This is a genomic window from Kribbella sp. C-35, from assembly GCF_046549195.1.
Taxonomy (GTDB): Bacteria; Actinomycetota; Actinomycetes; order Propionibacteriales; family Kribbellaceae; genus Kribbella.
The window spans coordinates 756942-774596 of record NZ_JAJPWG010000005.1; the positions used below are offsets into that span (position 1 = coordinate 756942).

General features: G+C 69.1%; 12 protein-coding genes. 1 reads left to right on the top strand and 11 read right to left on the bottom strand.

The features are described from left to right. Window positions 1–3 precede the first annotated feature (3 nt). The 10 genes from ACLJOO_RS33920 to ACLJOO_RS33965 form a co-directional block, all read right to left on the bottom strand. Window positions 4–1329 (bottom strand): EsaB/YukD family protein, encoded by a 1326-nt coding sequence (locus tag ACLJOO_RS33920; protein WP_410791745.1) that lies wholly within the window; start codon window positions 1327–1329, stop codon window positions 4–6. Window positions 1330–1333: 4 nt separating this feature from the next. Continuing rightward, window positions 1334–2377, bottom strand: a complete 1044-nt coding sequence (locus ACLJOO_RS33925) for a DUF6177 family protein (protein ID WP_410791746.1) — start codon at window positions 2375–2377, stop codon at window positions 1334–1336. Beyond that, window positions 2370–2750 carry a hypothetical protein gene (locus ACLJOO_RS33930; RefSeq protein ID WP_410791747.1) on the bottom strand — a complete coding sequence of 127 codons (381 nt, stop codon included), beginning with the start codon at window positions 2748–2750 and terminating at the stop codon, window positions 2370–2372. The genes ACLJOO_RS33925 and ACLJOO_RS33930 overlap by 8 nt, the downstream gene beginning before the upstream one ends. Next, window positions 2747–6745 carry a type VII secretion protein EccCa gene (eccCa, locus tag ACLJOO_RS33935; protein ID WP_410791748.1) on the bottom strand — a complete coding sequence of 1333 codons (3999 nt, stop codon included), beginning with the start codon at window positions 6743–6745 and terminating at the stop codon, window positions 2747–2749. The genes ACLJOO_RS33930 and eccCa overlap by 4 nt, the downstream gene beginning before the upstream one ends. 362 nt (window positions 6746–7107) lie before the next feature. Then, the gene (locus tag ACLJOO_RS33940) at window positions 7108–7452 is read right to left on the bottom strand and encodes a hypothetical protein (RefSeq protein ID WP_410791749.1); all 345 of its coding nucleotides are present in this window, start codon (window positions 7450–7452) and stop codon (window positions 7108–7110) included. Window positions 7453–7649: 197 nt separating this feature from the next. Beyond that, the gene (locus ACLJOO_RS33945) at window positions 7650–13508 is read right to left on the bottom strand and encodes a toxin glutamine deamidase domain-containing protein (protein WP_410791750.1); all 5859 of its coding nucleotides are present in this window, start codon (window positions 13506–13508) and stop codon (window positions 7650–7652) included. After that, window positions 13508–14029 (bottom strand): DUF6507 family protein, encoded by a 522-nt coding sequence (locus tag ACLJOO_RS33950; RefSeq protein ID WP_410791751.1) that lies wholly within the window; start codon window positions 14027–14029, stop codon window positions 13508–13510. Before ACLJOO_RS33950 ends, ACLJOO_RS33945 begins: the two co-directional genes overlap by 1 nt. A gap of 10 nt (window positions 14030–14039) precedes the next feature. Further along, on the bottom strand, window positions 14040–14345 hold the full coding sequence (locus ACLJOO_RS33955) for a hypothetical protein (RefSeq protein ID WP_410791752.1): 306 nt from the start codon (window positions 14343–14345) through the stop codon (window positions 14040–14042). Between the two features lie 17 nt (window positions 14346–14362). Next, window positions 14363–14713 (bottom strand): hypothetical protein, encoded by a 351-nt coding sequence (locus ACLJOO_RS33960; protein WP_410791753.1) that lies wholly within the window; start codon window positions 14711–14713, stop codon window positions 14363–14365. Between the two features lie 73 nt (window positions 14714–14786). Continuing rightward, window positions 14787–15629 (bottom strand): AraC family transcriptional regulator, encoded by an 843-nt coding sequence (locus tag ACLJOO_RS33965; RefSeq protein WP_410791754.1) that lies wholly within the window; start codon window positions 15627–15629, stop codon window positions 14787–14789. A gap of 86 nt (window positions 15630–15715) precedes the next feature. On the opposite strand from ACLJOO_RS33965, the gene ACLJOO_RS33970 reads away from it, so the two are divergent. Continuing rightward, on the top strand, window positions 15716–16582 hold the full coding sequence (locus ACLJOO_RS33970) for a phytanoyl-CoA dioxygenase family protein (RefSeq protein ID WP_410791755.1): 867 nt from the start codon (window positions 15716–15718) through the stop codon (window positions 16580–16582). Here the strand turns inward: ACLJOO_RS33970 and ACLJOO_RS33975 are convergent. Next, window positions 16547–17569 (bottom strand): LacI family DNA-binding transcriptional regulator, encoded by a 1023-nt coding sequence (locus tag ACLJOO_RS33975; RefSeq protein ID WP_410791756.1) that lies wholly within the window; start codon window positions 17567–17569, stop codon window positions 16547–16549. The two genes, ACLJOO_RS33970 and ACLJOO_RS33975, sit on opposite strands and share 36 nt — an antisense overlap. Between the last annotated feature and the right edge of the window lie 86 nt (window positions 17570–17655).

Here is a 17655-nt window from a genome sequence, read left to right on the forward strand (position 1 = left end):
CTGTTAGGCGACGTTCAGAAGTTTCGCATACAGGTCGAAGACTCCGAACGCGAGTGGTACAAAGGCGATCATCGCGGCGACCTCGATCGCGTCGAGGACCTGTGAGGCGCGGGCCTGGAGGTGTTGGGGTGACTCCGGGCGCATCCCGAAGGCGGCGACCATGCCGACCACGACGAGAAGGCCGACGGCGATCAGCGCGCCTCCGGCTTCCTTGGTGGACAGGACGAACGTGAGCACCAGCATGATGCTCAGCGCCGCCGCGCAGAGAACCGCGACCTCGGTCAGCAGCGGGTACAGGCGCGCTCGGGACGCGAGCAGGAACGCCAGCAGCACCGCGACGCTGATCGACCAGCCGTTCCAACTCCGCAGCATCACCACGGCCGACGCGACCGACGACATCGCGACCGGAACCGTGGCCAGCGCGATCCCGAGGTGCGCTGCGTTGATCGCCGAATGTACGTCGGTGCGCTGGATCTCGGCGCCCTGGGCCCGCCGGTCGTCGAGCGCGGTCAGACCCGACATCGCGAGCCCGATCCTGGGCAGCAACCCGAGCACGAGCACGGACAACGCACCGGCCACGACGCCGACCCGATCCGCGTCGATACCGAGCCGCACACCGCCGATCCAGCACACCGCGAACGCCACGGTGACCGAACCGCCGAGCACCCCGCCACGCGCCAATCCGGCTCCGGCGAACAGTACGGCGCCAATTCCGATCCCGGCCGCGCCGGCCGCGAACGCCATCGGCACCGACCAGCCGCCTGCGATCGCCCAGACCACCAGTCCGATCGAGAGGCATCCGGTGGCGATCGCCAACAGCGGGATGCCGACCACCGGTCGCTGGTAGCGGCCGAGCACAACTCCGACGAAGCCGGTCAGTGTGGTGAGCACCAGCAGCAGGAACAACGCCAGGTCCGATTCGGCCTGGGTGACCAGAGCGATCACGCCGGCCAGCACACTGACCACCAAAGCGGCGCCGGCCAGCGCCCTGCGGTGCTTGGGCTGGAACGCGGTCGCCCGCCGATCCAGGTCGTCCACGGTCTCCTCGGTGATGTCGTACACCGTCGGAGGCGGCGGCAGCTCGCCCTCGGCAATCAGTCGGAGCACGGCGCCGTCGCCGAGCCTCGCACTGGCCAGGCTGTACTCGGGCGCCACCTGCTCTCCGCTGACAGTGGTCAGGAACCTGCGTCGCGGCCACCGCTCCACCGGCTCGTCCAGCATCTGCATCAGGTCCGGCAACAGCTTGCCGAGTGGCTCGTCGACCGGCAGTACGGCGTCCATCCGCCGACGCCGGCCGATCACCGTCACCCTGCTGTACGTCGCACCCATTAGCTCATCCTTCTCTGTTGATTCCGGAGCTGCTTGTACCGGCGATGGCGCTGCGCAGCAGGTCGCCGAGTCGTTCCCAGTCCGGCAGCCGCGTGCCGTCGCCGAGCCCGTACCAGGCCGCCGGACGGGAGGCCGGTCCGATCGGCACCGAGGTGGTTGTCGTGCCGATCCGCGCTTCCTGCGGACCGATCGCGAGACCGATCGGCCCGGGGAATCCGGTGAAGTGCGGGTACGACGTGGTGTCGGCGGCCGCGCCCGCCGCGCTGACCAGCACCGTCACCAGCTCCAACTCGTCGGCGAGCCGTCCGATCGCATCCCGGACCGTGTCAGCGTCGGGTGGTTCGAGTCCCGGCTGTGCGACCGCGAGCATCACGGTTTCCTCGATACCGGCAGGCCGGCTGCTGATGACCGCGGATCCGGTCGCGGGCAGGACTCCATCGGTCGGTGCGCCGACCACAGTGAGGAGTGACGGCCTCGGGGACCGGCGATGGCAGTACGCCGTCAGCGAGGCGCTGGCCTCGGCGTTCCACGGACGGTTCACTGGTTCCTCGGTGCCCCAGCCGATCGGCGGCGCGCCGGTCAGCTCGGTGAACAGCAACTCGGTGGCCCGGCCAACGATCGTGCTGTCCAACGCTGGGTAGCGCACGCGGGCGAGCACGTGAAGGTTCGCCCGAACGTCCAGCTGCTCAGGATCGGCCATCCACGCGGCCGCCAGCTCTCCACGTCCATCGGTTCCGGTGACCGGGGCGAACTTCTTCCCGTCCCAGCTGAGTTTCACACCCGTCAGCCCGTCGTACGCCTCGTCGCCGCCGACGGCCTGCACCACCCAGCGGGTGTTCCGTCCCGAGAACAGGCGGGTGCGCGCCGGGTAGCTGAGTCGGACGCCCGCAGGGGTCACCAGTTGGACGCCGCGGCCCTCGCGCTCGGCGGCGGCCACCGCATCGAGCAACCAGGCGGACAGGCCGACCACCGGGCGGTCCTGCATCATCACCGCCACTTCGTCGGTGATCAGATCCAGGCCGGGGCTGTAGTCCAGGGCGTTAGGCATGGTCGGCTCCGTTCTGAGCAGCGGGCGGCGGCGCCCAGATCCGGCCGCCAGTCCGTTCGACCAGCTCCTCGGCGTACCGCCAGGCCAACCGCGAGCCGACGTCGTGCGTCGCGGCGCGGATCTCCACCCACCAGGTCGGCGTCGGTACGTCGGCGTACGCGGGCCCGAACTGTCGCATCGGCTCGCCCGGCACCTGGATGTACATCGGGGTGTCGATCGACACCAGCGGGACGTCCTGCTCGTCGCAGAGCTGGATCACCATGCCGCCCGACACCGCCCGGACCCGATGCTCGGTACCGGTTGCCGCGAGCGACGCCAGTACGTCCTCGTCGGACGGCATCCGCTCCAGCAGCGCCACTACGTCGTACGTCATTGAGAACCTCCTAGTTGGCCGTTGCCGTCGGCAAGCGCCGTTTGGATCAGTACCGGACTGTCCCCGCGCCGGACGAACAGACCCCGGCCGGCCGGGTAGCTGCCCGGACGGGCGCCGGTGAAGATCTGGCCTTCGCCCCGATCCCCGGCCATCACCAGGCCGGCGCAACCGGACTCGAGTATGGCCTGCAGGAACGGTTCGTACATCGAGCGGGACGCGCCCGAGGCACGCCGTACGACGACGAAATGCAGGTTCAGATCGCGACCGGACGCGACGTACGGCAGCAGCGGTTCGAGCGGCGACTGACCGCCGGTGGTGAGCAGGTCGTAGTCGTCGACCACCACGACGATCCGCGGTCCGGCGCCGGCCGGCGTACCGGAGTCGTCGGGCATGCGCCGCTCCAGCTCCTCGGCGATCGCGCTCGCCAGCCCGGCAGCTTGCCGGATGTTGGTGGCGTGGCCGCCGATGTAGTCCTCGGGCAACGACTTCACCACGTCGGTCAGGGAGCGCCGGGGATCCATCACGCCGAACACGAGCTCCGAGGACGCGGCGTACCGGTCGGCGAGCTGCTGCATCACCAGCCGGAGCAGGTTCGTCTTGCCGCACTCGTTGTCGCCGAAGGCAACCAAATTGCCGTCGTCGCCGGACAGGTCGAGCAGCACCGGCGCCAACCCGGCCTCGTCCAGGCCGATCGGCACCCGCTCCGGCTCGGTCACCGAGCTCGGCAACGCCCGACGTCCGACCTGGAGCGGCAGCACCCTGACCTGCGGAGCGAGCGCGCCGCTCCAGGCTGACCTGATCGCGACCGACTGCGACTCGAGGACCTGGCTGAGGCGATCGTCGTCGACCCGGCCGTCGACCCGTGGCAGCGCGACCTGAGCGAACAGCTTTCCCTGCGGGGTGAGCAGCCGGCCGGGCCGGGCGCTGCGCATCGTCCCCTGCAGACGCGTGTCGATCATCGAGTCGGACGGATCGTTCAACCTCAGCTCGAGCACCGTGCCGAACAGCGACTGCAGCTGCATCCGTACGTCGTTCCAGCGGAGCATCGCCGCCACGACATGGACGCCGTACCCGCTCCCGCGCTGGAGAATGTCCGCGATCGGCTCGTCGATCTCGTCGAACTGCGTCCGGATCGCGCCGAAGTTGTCGACCAGCAGCACCACGTCCGCGCAGGGTAACTCCGGAACCTCGCCCGCGCCGTGGAGTTCGCGCAGGGTCTCCATGGTGTCGATCCCGCGGTCGCGGAACACGCGTTCGCGCTGGTCGATCATCCCCCGGATCTCCTCCAGCGTCCGCCGCAGCCGGTTGCGGTCGGTGCGGATCGCGATCCCGCCGACGTGCGGTAGATCGCGCAGCGGCTGCAGCCCGCCGCCGGCCAGGTCGAGTCCGTAGATCGCCACCTCGGCCGGGGTGTGGCTGTGGGCGAGCGCGGTCACGATCGTCCGGATCGTGGTGGTCTTGCCGGACTGCGGACCACCGATCAACGCGCAATGCCCGCCCGCCGCCGTCAGGTCGAGCCGCATGACCTCCTGCCGTTGCCTGCGTGGATCGTCGAGGACTCCGATGGGCGGCGCCAACTGCGGTGACCCGGCCGGGAACTGCAGTCCGCGCGGACCTGGCCGCGGATCGCCCGCGAGCTGGTCCAGCGTGCAGGCAACCGGCAGCGGCGGCAGCCAGATCTGGCTCACCTTCTTGGCGGCCGGTTTGACCTCGCCGACGAACATGTCGAGCACCGTCGGGCCGGTTGTGCGCTCGGTAGCGCCGTCCTCGTCGTTTGCCGCAGGCGCGAGCGCACCGAGGTCTTGCTGGTACGGCGTCAACAGGTACGGCCGGACCACCGGGCCTGGTTTTTCCAGCTCGCGGTTGATTCGACCGGTGTATGGGCCGGAGACGTAGGCCGCCTTGAACCGCTGGTAGACGGAGACGTCGACCTTGAGACAGCCGAAGCCCGGCAGCGGCGGCAGGTGGAAGGCATCGGTGGTGTCGAGCACCGAGCGGCTCTCGTCCTCGGAGAACGTCCGCAGGCCCAGCCTGTACGACAAGTAGGTCTCCAGCCCGCGCAGCTGACCGCTCTCGATCCGTTGGCTGGACAGCAGCAGATGTACGCCGATCGATCGCCCGATCCGGCCTATCGACAAGAACAGGTCGATGAAGTCGGGCCGTACTGTCAGCAGTTCCCCGAACTCGTCGATGATCACGAACAGGTGCGGCAACGGATCCAGTTCGGGCCGCTGCTGCCGGAGCAGCCGGTAATCGGTGATGTTCGCGATGTTCCCGGCATCCCGCAGTACCCGCTGCCGGCGCTGGACCTCACCGGCCAGGCTCGCATACGCCCGCTCGGTCATGGTCGGATCGTCGACCAGGTTGGTGATGATCCCGGCGACATGCGGTACGCCGTCGAACGGGGCGAAGGTCGCGCCGCCCTTGTAGTCGATCAGGACCATCGCCAGATCGTCCGGGCTGTGCGTCGCGAGCAGCCCGAGCACCAGCGTGCGCAGCAGCTCGGACTTGCCCGAACCGGTGGCGCCGACGCACAAACCGTGCGGACCCATCCCGAGCTGGGCGGACTCCTTGAGGTCCAGCATCACCGGGGCGCCGGCCTGGTCGAGACCGATCGGGACGCGCAGGAAGTTCCGCTCGCTCCGAGTGGACCACATCCTCGCCCGGTCGAGCCGGCCCGGGTCGTCGATGCCGAGCATGCTCATCACGTCGATGTCGGACGTGTACGCGTCCTCCTCGGCGGACTCCTTCGACAGCCGCAGCGGCGCCAGCCTCCGGGCGATCCCCTCGGCGACGGCGGCAGTCGTGCGATCGGGCTGGCCGGTGGCGACCAGTGGCTGACCGCCTCGAAGGTCCTCGACAACCACCTCGTCGCCTTGTACCGAGATCCGGACCGCGACGTTGCTGGGTTCCTGGGTCCGGTCGGCGACCAGGTGCAGAACAGTCAGACCCAGTGCCGGAGTGTCCTGTCCCTCACCCGGCGCGCGGACCTCGGCACTGACCTGACCGTACGTGTCGTGGAGCACCACGAGACGCTGGGTCAGACGGCGACTGTCCTGCTGCCCCATCGATCCACGGCGGGCCTCACTCGCCCACTTCGTCCGCTCCGCCAGATCGTTCGCGATCAAGCCGGCCAGCTCGACCGGCGACGGCGCGATCCTGCGGAACGGGTGCGGGCCGTCCTGGCGTTCCGGGTCCAGTACGTGCGGCAACCAGCTCAGCCACTGCCAGTCCGACATCGCTGCGGGCGGGAAACACGCCGCCAGCTCGACGTCCTCCGGCGCGTGAAACACCGCCGACTGCAGCAACAGCGATCGGGCCACGTTCACCACGCCGTCACGATCGCCGACGATGCTGATGTTGCCGACCTGGTCCATCGGCACCGTGAGGGGCATCTCCGGCATCAGCGCAAAACGGCGTACGACGGCCTGTGCTTCCGCCATCATGAACGGATCGGGCGGATCCATGGTGGCGCCGGGGTTCTGCGCGACAGTGGCCGGGCCGACCGGGATGCGGCCGGTGCCGCAGCGGACTTTGAGGAAATCCGAGTCGGTACGTCGGCGTTCCCAGAGCCGCGCCGGATCGCGCGCACAGTCGACCAAGGCGTCGCTCGGCGGGTCCAGGAGGCCGGCCTCCGAACGTACCGTCCGCTCGGTCTTGGCGAACTCGTCGCGCAGGCGCTCCAGATAGTCGAGGTACCGCTCGCGCTGCTTGCGCCGGTCCCGGCCGGCGCGTCCGCGCTGCGACATCGCCGACCCGAGTACGCCGGCGAGCGTGGCCACCAGCATCGCCGCGCCGACCACCATGAACAGGGTGCTCCGCGTCACCGCCATCATGCCGACCGAGCCGAGTACGCCGGTGATCGGCAGCAGGGCCTGCATCGGCCCGCCACCGCCGCCGGCCTGGCCGAGCGTCGGCGGCGCCTCGATCACCTTCGGCGGCTGCTCGCCGAGATGCCGGGTGCTCCGCGCCGGGCGGTGCACGAGGGTGGACACGGGGATCTCCTTCCGGGGACGCTGTCGCTCAGCGGGTTTCGGGACGGGCTCGCCGTCGGTCGTTTGGTCGGTCTGGTCGAAGGTGTGGCTGATGGCGTCGGTGACGGGCTCGGGGCCACGGTTTGGGTCGGCCGGTTCTGCTGCTGTTTCTCCTTCGCCAGCTCGCGATCGATGAAGGACCAGCCGACGCACCCGGCGCAGATCACCGCGGCCAGCACGACACTGGCGAACAACTTCCCGACACCCTCGTCCAGGCTGTGCCGAGCCCGGTCGGCCCCGAACAGCGCGGCGTCACGGAGCCGCTGCCGCCGTACGCTGACCGACTCGATGATCTGGTTGTTGTACTCCCGAGGCACAGCCGCTCACCCCGTCCCGCCGGCCGCGGCCAGCGCCTCGTCGACGGACGTCCGGCTCGGGTGGAACTCGTACACCACTGCCTCGCCGACCCAGAACATCGTGTCGGTGAACCCAGGCATCTCGAACAGCCACCAGCCCCGCACCTCGCGACGACGCCAGGTCGCCAGGTCGGCTGACGTCACCGGCTCCGGACGCGCCGGCGCCTGCGCAGTCAGCCAGCCGGCAAGCTCGGTCGCCGCCTCCGCCCCGGGATCCGCGTGCTCTAGGCCGCGCTCGGCCGCATAACCCTTTAGTTGCTCCTCGTACGGCGTCGCGCTGCCGAGCATCCAGGTGTCGCCGGTCGACTTCACCACCACGATCGGGCCGGCACCGACGGGGAGGCCTGCCCTGACCGGTGTCGAACCACTCCTGTGTCGACCAGGCGAAGACCCACGCCCAGCCGACATCCGCCACGTGCTCGTCATCGGTTGCCAATCGCAACGGTTCGCCTGACTCCATGCTCTTCAGGAATGTCGCCGCTGCTGCGCGCGCGTCAGTCAGCTTCATCTCAACCACGCTGTCCTTCGTTGCTTCCGTAGTTCGTCCGCAGGAACTCGAGCCCGGCGCTGAACCGTTCGAGCCGGGCCCAGGTGCGCTGTTGCGGGTCGACGAAGTACACGCGGTTGTGGCGGTTGACGACCATGAACACGTGACCCGACGTCGGGACCCCGAGGAACGAGCGGTATCCACACACCAGGCCGCGAGCCCCGTCACCGGCCCGGTAGATCTCCTGCGCGATCTCCTCGAAGCCACCGACCTCGCGGAAGGTCTCGTACGGCAGACCAACCCGCTGCGTCATCCGCAGCCGCTGACTCCCTTCGAGCTCCCGCGGATCAACCATCACCGCCGAAGACGGCTGCCCCCGCAAGGTCAACTCGGCCGCAATCACCGACCCCTCGCAGTTCTCCCACTTCCGCCGAGCCGGCAACCCCGGCCGATCCGGATTAACCTCCACCAACTCCGGAAACACCCGCCCAAACTCCACCCCCCGCCCAGTCCCCCAATGCACCTGAGGAACCGGGTCATGCGCGGACGGTGCCTCGGGCAACTTGTTCTGCGACTCGGGCGTCGGGTTGTGTGTCGCGGGGTTCGGGACGGGGATCTGGTTGTGCGTCGGCGTACCGGTGGGATCGAACTGCTCGACCTTGCCGTCCGGGTGCCGCAGTACGGCGCCGCCCGTGTGGTCGAACGTTCCGCGCCCACCGCCCCAGACGGTCCGACCGGTCCGCGGGTCGACAACCTCGTAGCGCACCCTGAGCGCACCCGGTCCCGCGTCTGGCACGGACGGCACGAGCTCGGCCCGCACCTCATGCCCAGACCCGATCCACCGGTCCCATTCGTCACCCATCCGCTCCCAGGCAGCCGCATTCACCCTCGCCTCCCGCGGCACCAACCGATCCACCGCAGCCCAAGGAACATGCCGCCCCCAAGGATCACCCCCAACCGCCTCCCGAGCAGTCACCCACAACCCCGGGCCTCCGCCCTCCGGCACAGCCGCCCGAAACTCATTCCGCCCCAACCGCCCAACACCCCCAGGTTCCCCAGGACCCTCCGGCCCCTCGGACCCAACGACCGGACGCGCAGGCCCACCATCACCTCCAGAACCAACCGGCGAACTCGGTGTCTCGCGCTCACCTGGCCCGGAGGAAGCTCGTGGGTGCTGGGGTTCGCCGGCTTGCTGGGTGGTGCCGGGGGTTGATGGGCGATCGGCCCGGGGATAGCGGTAGTCGATCATTCGTGAGTCGTCGGGCAGCGGCCCGAGTTCGCCCCACCGGCCATCGGCACCCGGCGTCAACCACCGCTCCCCCGGTCGCCGCATCGCCACCTCGAGACCCCGCAGCGCGCGGGTCCGCGGCGGCCACGCACCAGTCACCGGCGCGTGCTCGTCGTACAACCGTTGGTTCCCGTCCCACCACCGAACCCGCCCACCACGATCGACGAACGCACCGAACGCATGCCCACTACCCTCGTGCCAATCGACACCGAGATACGCCAAGGTCCCCGGCGGGCTCCCGCGCAACGACCGCTCCAACTGCTGATACGCCTCGGCCGTGAACTCCTCCGGCGTACTGCGCAGCGGGTCATGCGATCGATACCCCGGACGGCCGCCGAACCACTCCCACATCTCCGCGCGCGATTCGCCCGTACCGAACGCATTACCGACGGCCAGTCGCGGATCCCCACCGTTCATCATGTCGGCGAACGCCCGGAACCGTTCCGCACAAGCCGTCCGCGTCGAGAGCTTCCCGGGCGACCCGTCGTCGAGGATGCCCGACCATTCGTCGACCCGCTCCAACCGATCCCCGGCCGAAGCCTCACGTACCCGTTCCAGCTTGCTCCCGTCCGGATCCCCGCTCTCCCACAAAACCGGCCGAACCGCCGGACGCGCCTCCCCCGGCGCCCCCACCCGCTGCCGATCCGACCGCAACGACTCAATCAACTTCTCATCCCCAGACCGCCACCGAGCAGCCCGACTGATATCCGGATCCTCCCGACGCCCCGGTTCCCCACCGCGTCGACCCAGTTCCTTGGTACGTCGATCCGGCTCCCCACCATCCCGATCCGGTCCACCACGCTCCCCGCGCCGCCCACCCCCTCCCGGCACCTCAGAACGCCCCTGCGTACGCCGCCGCCCCGCCCCGTCCTCCCCAAGAAGCCGACGCCCAATCTCCCCCAGATCCCCGTCACTCCCACCACGCCCCAACTCTTCGGCACGCCCCGCCTCCCCCGGCCGCTCGGAGTTCCCCGGCTCCTCCGCACGCCCCGGCTGCTCGGTCTGGCCTCGCTCGGCGTGACTCGGCTGGGCGCCGTCGCGGCGAGCACCTTCCGGTGTCCCAGAACCGTCCTTCGTAGGACGGGCGTCCGGGTCGTCGTCCCCCGAAAGCCTGCGCCCGATCTCCGCCAGGCCTCCGTCGTCGTGCCCCGATCCTTCGCCACCACCCGGCTCCACATGATCCGGATGCTCCACATGCCCTGGCCGCTCCACCTGGGTCGGGTGGTCGGCGTGCGTCGGGTTGTTGGTGTGGGTTGGAGTGGAAGGTTTTGGGGCGTGGCGGACTGTGCCACCTTCTTCTACTACGTGTACTGGGGGTCGGTCTCCTTCGGGTAGGTGGTGGGTGATTTCTGTTGCTGTGCGGGACGGCAGGCCACCCGTCGGCGTACGGCCGTGTTCTGTCCCGAGTGCGCGGCCGAACGCCGTACGCGCGTCGCCCGTCAGCTGTCCGCGGATGTCCAGGCCGCTGCGGGACGCGTGCCGGACCAGTTCGCGTACGCCGGCCTCCACCGAACCGGGCGACGGCGTGCCGCCGAGGTGGAGTCCCTCGATCTCTACGTGGGTGCGCGTGTCCCGGATCGTCAGCACCGACGTCGGGCGGCCGTGCCCGTCGTACGAGACGAAGGTCCGGCCGTTCGCCGGCACGTTGACGCCGTCGCCGTCTCCGAGATCGACGTGCGCGTCGGTCTTGGTGTCGTTCTCGACGACCTCGACGCAGCCGCCCTCGCGGCGGAACTCGTCGGCTGCACGCGACAGTCTGTTCGCAGTCGCGCCCGGGTCGATCCCGGACGGGGAGGCTGCCGTACGGCGTGCGTGCAGGTCCGCGAAATCCCGGCGTACCAGGTCCAGCGTCTCGTGGTCGAACATCGACTCCGTCCGCCGCGCGATCTGCTGCGCATCGGACGGCGACCACTCGGACAGGCCGCTGCCGGGCAGACGGTCGGTACGGCGGCCGATCTTGTGGTGGAAGTCGTGCGCATCGGCGAGCGGCATCTCCGACGTGACCGCGAGACCGCCGTTGTCCGCGGCGTACCGCGCGACGAAGTGCTCGACCGCGGTCGCCGCACCGCGCGTGCCGGTGTGGGCGCTGCCGAGTTTGCTGAGCTGGACTTCACCGTGGCGTACGTCGAGGGAGATCGCGGACGCGATCCGGTCGCCGACACTGGCGACCACGGCGTGCGGATGCGATCCGTCCAGGGCCTCGGACAGGTACTCGCGGCCCTTGCGCTGACGCTCCGGCAGGTTGCCGGAGTCCATCTCGCGACGGGCCTGCTGAGCGAACATCTCGTACCGCGGGCTGCCGCGATCGAGCAGCTCTACCCGTGCCCCTGGGTGCTCGTAGAACTTCCGCACGCGCTCCCCGATGAACCGCACCGCACTCTCCGGCACACCGTCCCCGACGTTGCGATCTGCGCTGTCGTTGGCGTCGCGGTCCGCGTTCCGATCGTGGTGGTGTGGGTCATTGGTCGGCGAGCCGCTCTGGCCGGACCGGGCCAGGCGACCGGTGTCCACGCCGGCCGTCGCGGCGACCGGCGCGAACGGCGCGGGCTCGGGGTGGGTGGGCTTGGCCGGATCCGGCCAGTTGTCCGGACGATCCGTGCGGTCCGGACGATCTGCATGGTCCGGGTGGGTCGGACGATCCGTGTGATCGGGACGGGTCGGACGGTCCGGTTGGGTGTGTTCGCGGGGCGTGGCGGGGGTTTCGGGACGGGGTTTGGTTCGGTTGGGTTTGCGTTCGTCGTTCGAGTGGGTCCGGTCCGAGCCGTCGTCGGTCTGGTCGTGGCCTTCGCGTCGGGGGCGGTCGGGGTCGATGCCACGGGACGGCGTACCGCTGTCGCCACGGTGGGCGTTCGGGGTGCCGGAGCCTGCGGGGATCGGGGTCGGGTTGCCGATCGGGGTGGGCGTACGTTCGCGGCCGGGCTGCTCGGGTTCGGCGGGCTGCTCAGGTTCGGCGGGCTGGCGCGGCTCGTTCGGGCGGCCCTGCGGCTCTTTGCGGCCGTCGGGGTGTTCCTTCGGGGCGACCCGACCTGGGTCACCGGTGTGGCGCGGGTCAACCGTATGACGTGGATCGACCGGGTGACGCGGATCGACTGGCTGGCGTGGGTCGACTGGCCGGCGCGGGTCAACCGGGTGACGCGCATCCACGGGCTGGCGCGGATCCACCTTCTCCCGCGAATCGACCGGATTACGCGGGTCCACCGTCTCACGTGGGTCGACAGGATGACGCGGGTCGACCGTCTGGCGCGGATCCACAGGGTGACGTGGGTCGACTGTCACGCGTGGGTCGGCCGGGTGGCGGGGGTCGGGTGGGTTGTGGGGGGTGTGGTTGGGGTCGGTGATGTGGGGCTGGGGTAGTTCGGGGGTCGGGGTCTTGGTGAGGGGTATGCCGCGTTCGATGCGTACCGTTTCGCCGAGGATCGGGATGTGGGAGATGCCCTTCAGGACGTCGCCGAGGACCGGGAGTTTGGTGGCGCCGCGGATCGCCGAGGCGCGGATGTTCGCCTTGAAGTCCAGGTACGCGCCGGCGTGATCGGCGATCTTGCCGATCACGGGCACCTTGCTGGCGAGGCCGGCGAACTTGCCCACCTTCGTCGCGAGCGTCGCGAGCTTGCCGACGCCGGGGATGAAGCCGAGTACGCCGGCCACCGCGCGCGCCTGGTTGCCGGAGTTCCAGTCCTCGCGGATGTCGTCGATCTGGGAGTTGAACCTGGCGTCCATGTCTTTGCCGAAGTTCTCCGGCGTGACCAGGTCGATCGCCTCGCCGACGCCCGGAATGGCGTGCAGCAGGGAGACGAAATCCAGCGCGGCCTCGCCCCAGGCGTCGAATGTCGCGTACATGTCGGCCGGCGCGTGCCCGAACATCTTGTCGACGCCGAACCACTCCCGGGCCGCCCACTGGATGCCGAACATCACCGTCAGCGCGTCCACGGCGTTGACGGCGAAATCGCCGACGTCCATGATCCAGGGCTTGTCCCATTCCTCGTACCCGCCCCAGGCCGGGTAGACCGGATCCTCGTTGTGGACCAGCACCTTGGGGCCGTGCTTGAACGGCATACCGGGCTGCCAGTTCCGGTCGAGCGTCTCCGGGTTCCAGCCCGCCCCGCCGTACACCGCCTCGATCTTGTTGGCGCACCGGACCTGACAGTCGAGGATCGCCAGGACGAGGTTGCCCATGTCCTCGGCCATCCGGTTGTTGTCGGCAACGATGTTCTCGTAGTCGTTCCAGTCCTCGCCCTCGGACGTGACCTCGCGGTCGATGACGTCGAGGAACGTGTACGCCTCCTGCTTGGTGCGCTCGAGCCGGTCGTGCAGCGGCCGGACCTCCCGCACGTAGGACTGGATCGCGTCGCCGGCGTCCTTGATCGCGTTCCCGACCCGGGCGCATTCGTTGTACGCCGGGTTGATGGTGCACATCAGCTGGTACGCCTCCGGCGCGACGTACACGCCCTGCAACTGCCAGAAGCTCCGGCTGACCGCCGCGCCGGTGTCGGTGATGAACTGCCCGACGTCCGACAGATTCCTGCCGTTGGACTCGACGTAATCGAGGTTGCCGGGGATCAGGTCCGGCAGACCGTCGGGATTGACCAGTGGCATCAGGCCGCTCCGCCCGGAGTCTTGCCAGAGTCCACCGTCGACGTGCCCCCGGTGCCGGTGTACGGCTCGGTCGGACCCAGTTCGTCCCCGCCGAGACCGCCGGACCTTTCGAACTTGCCCTTGCCGGTGGAGGGAGCCTCAGGCTCCGGGCGCTCGGCCTCCCGCGACTTCATCTGCTCCTCCGACTTGTGCTCGGCGACCTCGTGCTCGCGGTCGAACACGCCGTTCGCGCCCCGCGCCGCGTTCAGCGCCATCTCCTGATGCCCGTCCAGGTAGGCGATCGTGGCGTCCTTGGCCCCGGTCATCGACGCGATGATCTGCGCCGCGATCGCGTTGAACGACCCGTTGTAGGCGATCGCGAACCCGTTCAGCGCGTCGGCGATCATGCCGCCGGCGTTACCGGCCGCGCCCTGCAGGTACGAGGCGTAGTTCCCGGCGTACGTCTCGAGGTTCAGTGCCTGGTCGTACGTCGCCTGCAGTACCTGGCTGACCCCTTCCGGGTCGATGTCCCAGTCCGTCATGGCCCGGCGGTCAGTGCGGGATCTGGTTGACGGCCGCGCCGGCCTTCTTCAGCGCGGCCTCCGCCGTACGGTCGTTGGCCTGCAACGTGTCGGTCAGCAGCTTGATGATGCCCCGGACGTCCTCGGCCGCCTTGCTGAACTCCGACTCGATCCCGCGGTACTCCTCGGTGACGTTCGTCATCGACGCGTCCGACAGCAACGCCTGCACGGATCGTTCGTGCTGGCCGATCAGCGAGTTGATCTGCCCGGACAGCTGCTTGATCCGTGTCTGTACCTCTTCGGAGGCGCCGATGTCATAGCTGTTGCGCTCGTTCATATCCCAAGCTCTCCTAGTCAGCGCCCGCGGAACCGGCGCGCGGCGGCCGACTGGCCTTCGGCGCTGCCCATGTTCTGCTTGGCCGTGGTCACCTGCTCGTTCTGCGCGGTGTTCATCGCGGTCCCGACGCCGTGCTGGCCGCCGGCGAGGTGCGCCATCCCCGCGTTCAGGCTCGCGGCGATGCTGTCGACGTTCTGCTTGAAGGCGTCGAACTGCTTCTTGCCCTCACCGCCGAACTTCCCCTCCAGCGGCGCGGCGGCGTCGACGAGCTGCTTGACCAGTCCGCCCAGGTCCTGGGCGCGACCGGCGGTGCCCTTGGCCGCCTGGTCGAACGCGCCCTGACTCATGTCCCATCGCTGACCAGCCATCTCTCGGTTCCTCCTGAGCCCGTTCGGCGTTCACAGTCGACTCAGAGTTCCCGACGCCGCTTTCAAATCGCTTTCATCGGGTCAGCGCGGCTCGGTAGTGGGTCGGGCGCATCGATTTCAGCGCGCGGAAGCGGCGGTTGAAGTTGGCGAGGTTGCGGTAGCCGCTGCGCGCCGCGACCTCGGTCACGGGGAGCGAGGTCGTCGTGAGCAGACGGCAGGCTGTCTCCACTTTCAACTGGTTGACGTAGTCGGTGAGCGTGCAGCCGATGGCGCGGCGGAAGAAGCGGCTGAACGACGTCGGCGACATGTGCACGAGCGCCGCGACCTCGTCCAGGAGCACCGGCTCGGTGTGAGCCTTCTGCAGGTACCGGACCACGACATCGATCCGATCGCGTACGGCGGTGCTCGGCGCAGCGGCGTACCCGGCGCCGGTGATAGGCGTCGCCGTGGTGTCGGCGAGGCGATGCAGTACGTCGAGAAGCCGCGTCGTCTGGACCGCCGGCGCGAGGTGTGGAAGGCCTGCGATGTCCGCTCGCAGTTCCTGTCCGACGTCGCCGAAGGACAGCCCGCGAGCCGAACCGCCCAGGAGGTCGCGGACGGTGCCGAACTGCGGGAGGTCGAAGAAGTCCGCGCCGAGGAAGTCGTGCCGGAACTGGGTGACCGCGGCCTCGGACAGCTGATCGGACGGCTCGGACGCGTATGTGTGCGGCAGATCGGGGCCTAGCAGCACCAGGTCGCCCGGGAGGTAGCGCTCGACGGCGGTACCCACATACCTCGTGCCAGATCCGACAGAGATCAAGGTGAGCTCGTACTCCTGATGGAAATGCCAGGCGAAATCGAAGCACCGTTCTCGCCGAGTGAAGCACGTGAACGTCGTACCGCTGGGGACTCCCGGCCGTTCGTAGCGCGGCTTCATCCACACATTCTAAGAGGACAACTGAGTACCAGAACTGGTCATCACTGGCGTAGCACTCAAGGTCTGCGCTTGGAATCGTGGAGACCATGACGACCACGAACATCTCCGTCGACGAGCTCGAGACGCCGTACGACGGTCTGCCGCCGACCGCCACCGCCGACTTCAACCGCGACGGGTTCGTGCACCTGTCCGGCGTACTCAGCTCCGAGACGATCGCGGAGTACGAGCCGACGATCACGTCCGAGGTGATCCGGCTGAACACCCAGGATCTGCCGCTGGCCGAGCGCGACACGTACGGCAAGGCGTTCCTGCAGGTGACGAACCTGTGGCGGCACAACGAAAAGGTCAAGGAGCTCGTCTTCGCACGCCGCCTGGCCGGCATCGCGGCGCAGCTCCTCGGGGTGCACGCCGTACGGCTGTACCACGACCAGGCGCTCTACAAGGAGCCGAGCGGCGGCATCACCCCGTGGCACGCCGACCAGTACTATTGGCCGCTGTCCTCCGACCGGTGCGTGACGCTCTGGCTGCCCTTGCAGGAGACCCCGCTCGAGATGGGCCCGCTCGCCTTCGCCCGCGGCAGCCACAACTTCGCCTTCGGCCGCGACCTCCCGATTTCCGACGAGTCCGAGGAACAACTCAAGAACGCCGTGGCCGAGCAGTACTTCGAGGACGTGGTGGAACCGTTCGCACTCGGCGACGCCAGCTTCCACCGCGGCTGGACCTTCCACCACGCCGGCCCGAACCGCGCCACCGAGCCACGCCGCGTCATGACCGTCATCTACCTCGACGCCGACCTCCGCACCACCGAACCCACCAACCACAACCAAACCGCAGACCTCGCCAACTGGATGCCAGGAACCGAGGTAGGACAGGTCCCCCAATCCCCCCTGAACCCGATCCTGTACGACGGCACGGCCTCAGGTGGATTCGCGAATCACGAGCTCGGAGGCTAGGACCTGGCGTTGGGGTTCGGTTCCGGGTTGGTCGACGGTCTGGACGAGAAGGTCGACGCCGCGCTGCGCCAGTTTGCGCAGCGGCCACTGCACTGTGGTCAGTGCGGGAGTGAGGCATTCGCTGAAGTCTTCGTTGCCGAAGCCGGCGATCGCGATGTCCCCGGGCACCTGCAGGCCGGCTCGGAGGCAGGCACTCATGGCGCCCGCTGCCAGCCGGTCGCTGGCCGCGAACAGTGCGTCGGGAACGTTGCCGGCGGCAAGCAGTCGTTCGATCGCCGCACGGCCGGAGCCCGCTTCCCAGTCGTCGGCGTACACAGCGGAGAAGCCGTCGCCGAACGCCTCGATCAGCGGCTGGTACCGCGGACCGGCCGCTTCCGGTGACGTCGGCCGTGCGGGAAGGGCGGCGTTGGGACCGGTCAGCGCAACCAGGCTCCGATGACCACGCTCGACGAGGTGTTTCGCCAGTGCTCTGGTGCCGATCCGGGCATCGATCGCGATCAGCGGACCTGGCAGCCCGTGGTCTTCGGTGAAGTACGGATCCATCCACACCACCGGCACCCCGGCGGCGTGCAACTCCTCACCGAACGCCTGCTGCTGGCCGCCGGCCGGGCACATGAGGCCGGCGATCCCGGCGTCCCGCACCGCCATGATCGCGTCGCGCGCGTCGCCGGTGGCATTGAGCAGCACGGTGAAGTACCCGAGTTGGTGTGCGTGCACCGCGGCCGCGGTGATCGTGTCCCGATAGCCAGGTCCCCACATCAGGCCCACCGTGCGTGAGCCCTGCCGGCGCAGCGCACGGGCGGCGGCGTTCGGGAGATAGCGAAGCTCGCGCGCGGCCTCCTCGACCCGAAGGACCGTCGCCGCGGCCAGTTTCAGCTCGGCGGCCCGGCCGTTCAGGATCGCCGAAACCGTCGTCGGCGCCACCCCGGCGAGCTTCGCCACATCCATCCGGGTCGCGCTCTTGCGCCTCTGCTGGTCCGCTGCCATGATGCTGATCTTAGCCGACTATCACGTGATAGTTCCACAGCTATCACGTGACAGTTGCGCGATTTCGCTCAGTTCGGGCCGACCAC

Excerpts from the sequence above, each read along its gene's own strand:
- ACLJOO_RS33920 (WP_410791745.1), bottom strand. The coding sequence starts at position 1,329 with ATGGGTGCGACGTACAGCAGGGTGACGGTGATCGGCCGGCGTCGGCGG.
- ACLJOO_RS33925 (WP_410791746.1), bottom strand. The coding sequence starts at position 2,377 with ATGCCTAACGCCCTGGACTACAGCCCCGGCCTGGATCTGATCACCGAC.
- ACLJOO_RS33930 (WP_410791747.1), bottom strand. The coding sequence starts at position 2,750 with ATGACGTACGACGTAGTGGCGCTGCTGGAGCGGATGCCGTCCGACGAG.
- ACLJOO_RS33945 (WP_410791750.1), bottom strand. The coding sequence starts at position 13,508 with ATGCCACTGGTCAATCCCGACGGTCTGCCGGACCTGATCCCCGGCAAC.
- ACLJOO_RS33950 (WP_410791751.1), bottom strand. The coding sequence starts at position 14,029 with ATGACGGACTGGGACATCGACCCGGAAGGGGTCAGCCAGGTACTGCAG.
- ACLJOO_RS33955 (WP_410791752.1), bottom strand. The coding sequence starts at position 14,345 with ATGAACGAGCGCAACAGCTATGACATCGGCGCCTCCGAAGAGGTACAG.
- ACLJOO_RS33960 (WP_410791753.1), bottom strand. The coding sequence starts at position 14,713 with ATGGCTGGTCAGCGATGGGACATGAGTCAGGGCGCGTTCGACCAGGCG.
- ACLJOO_RS33965 (WP_410791754.1), bottom strand. The coding sequence starts at position 15,629 with ATGAAGCCGCGCTACGAACGGCCGGGAGTCCCCAGCGGTACGACGTTC.
- ACLJOO_RS33970 (WP_410791755.1), top strand. The coding sequence starts at position 15,716 with ATGACGACCACGAACATCTCCGTCGACGAGCTCGAGACGCCGTACGAC.
- ACLJOO_RS33975 (WP_410791756.1), bottom strand. The coding sequence starts at position 17,569 with ATGGCAGCGGACCAGCAGAGGCGCAAGAGCGCGACCCGGATGGATGTG.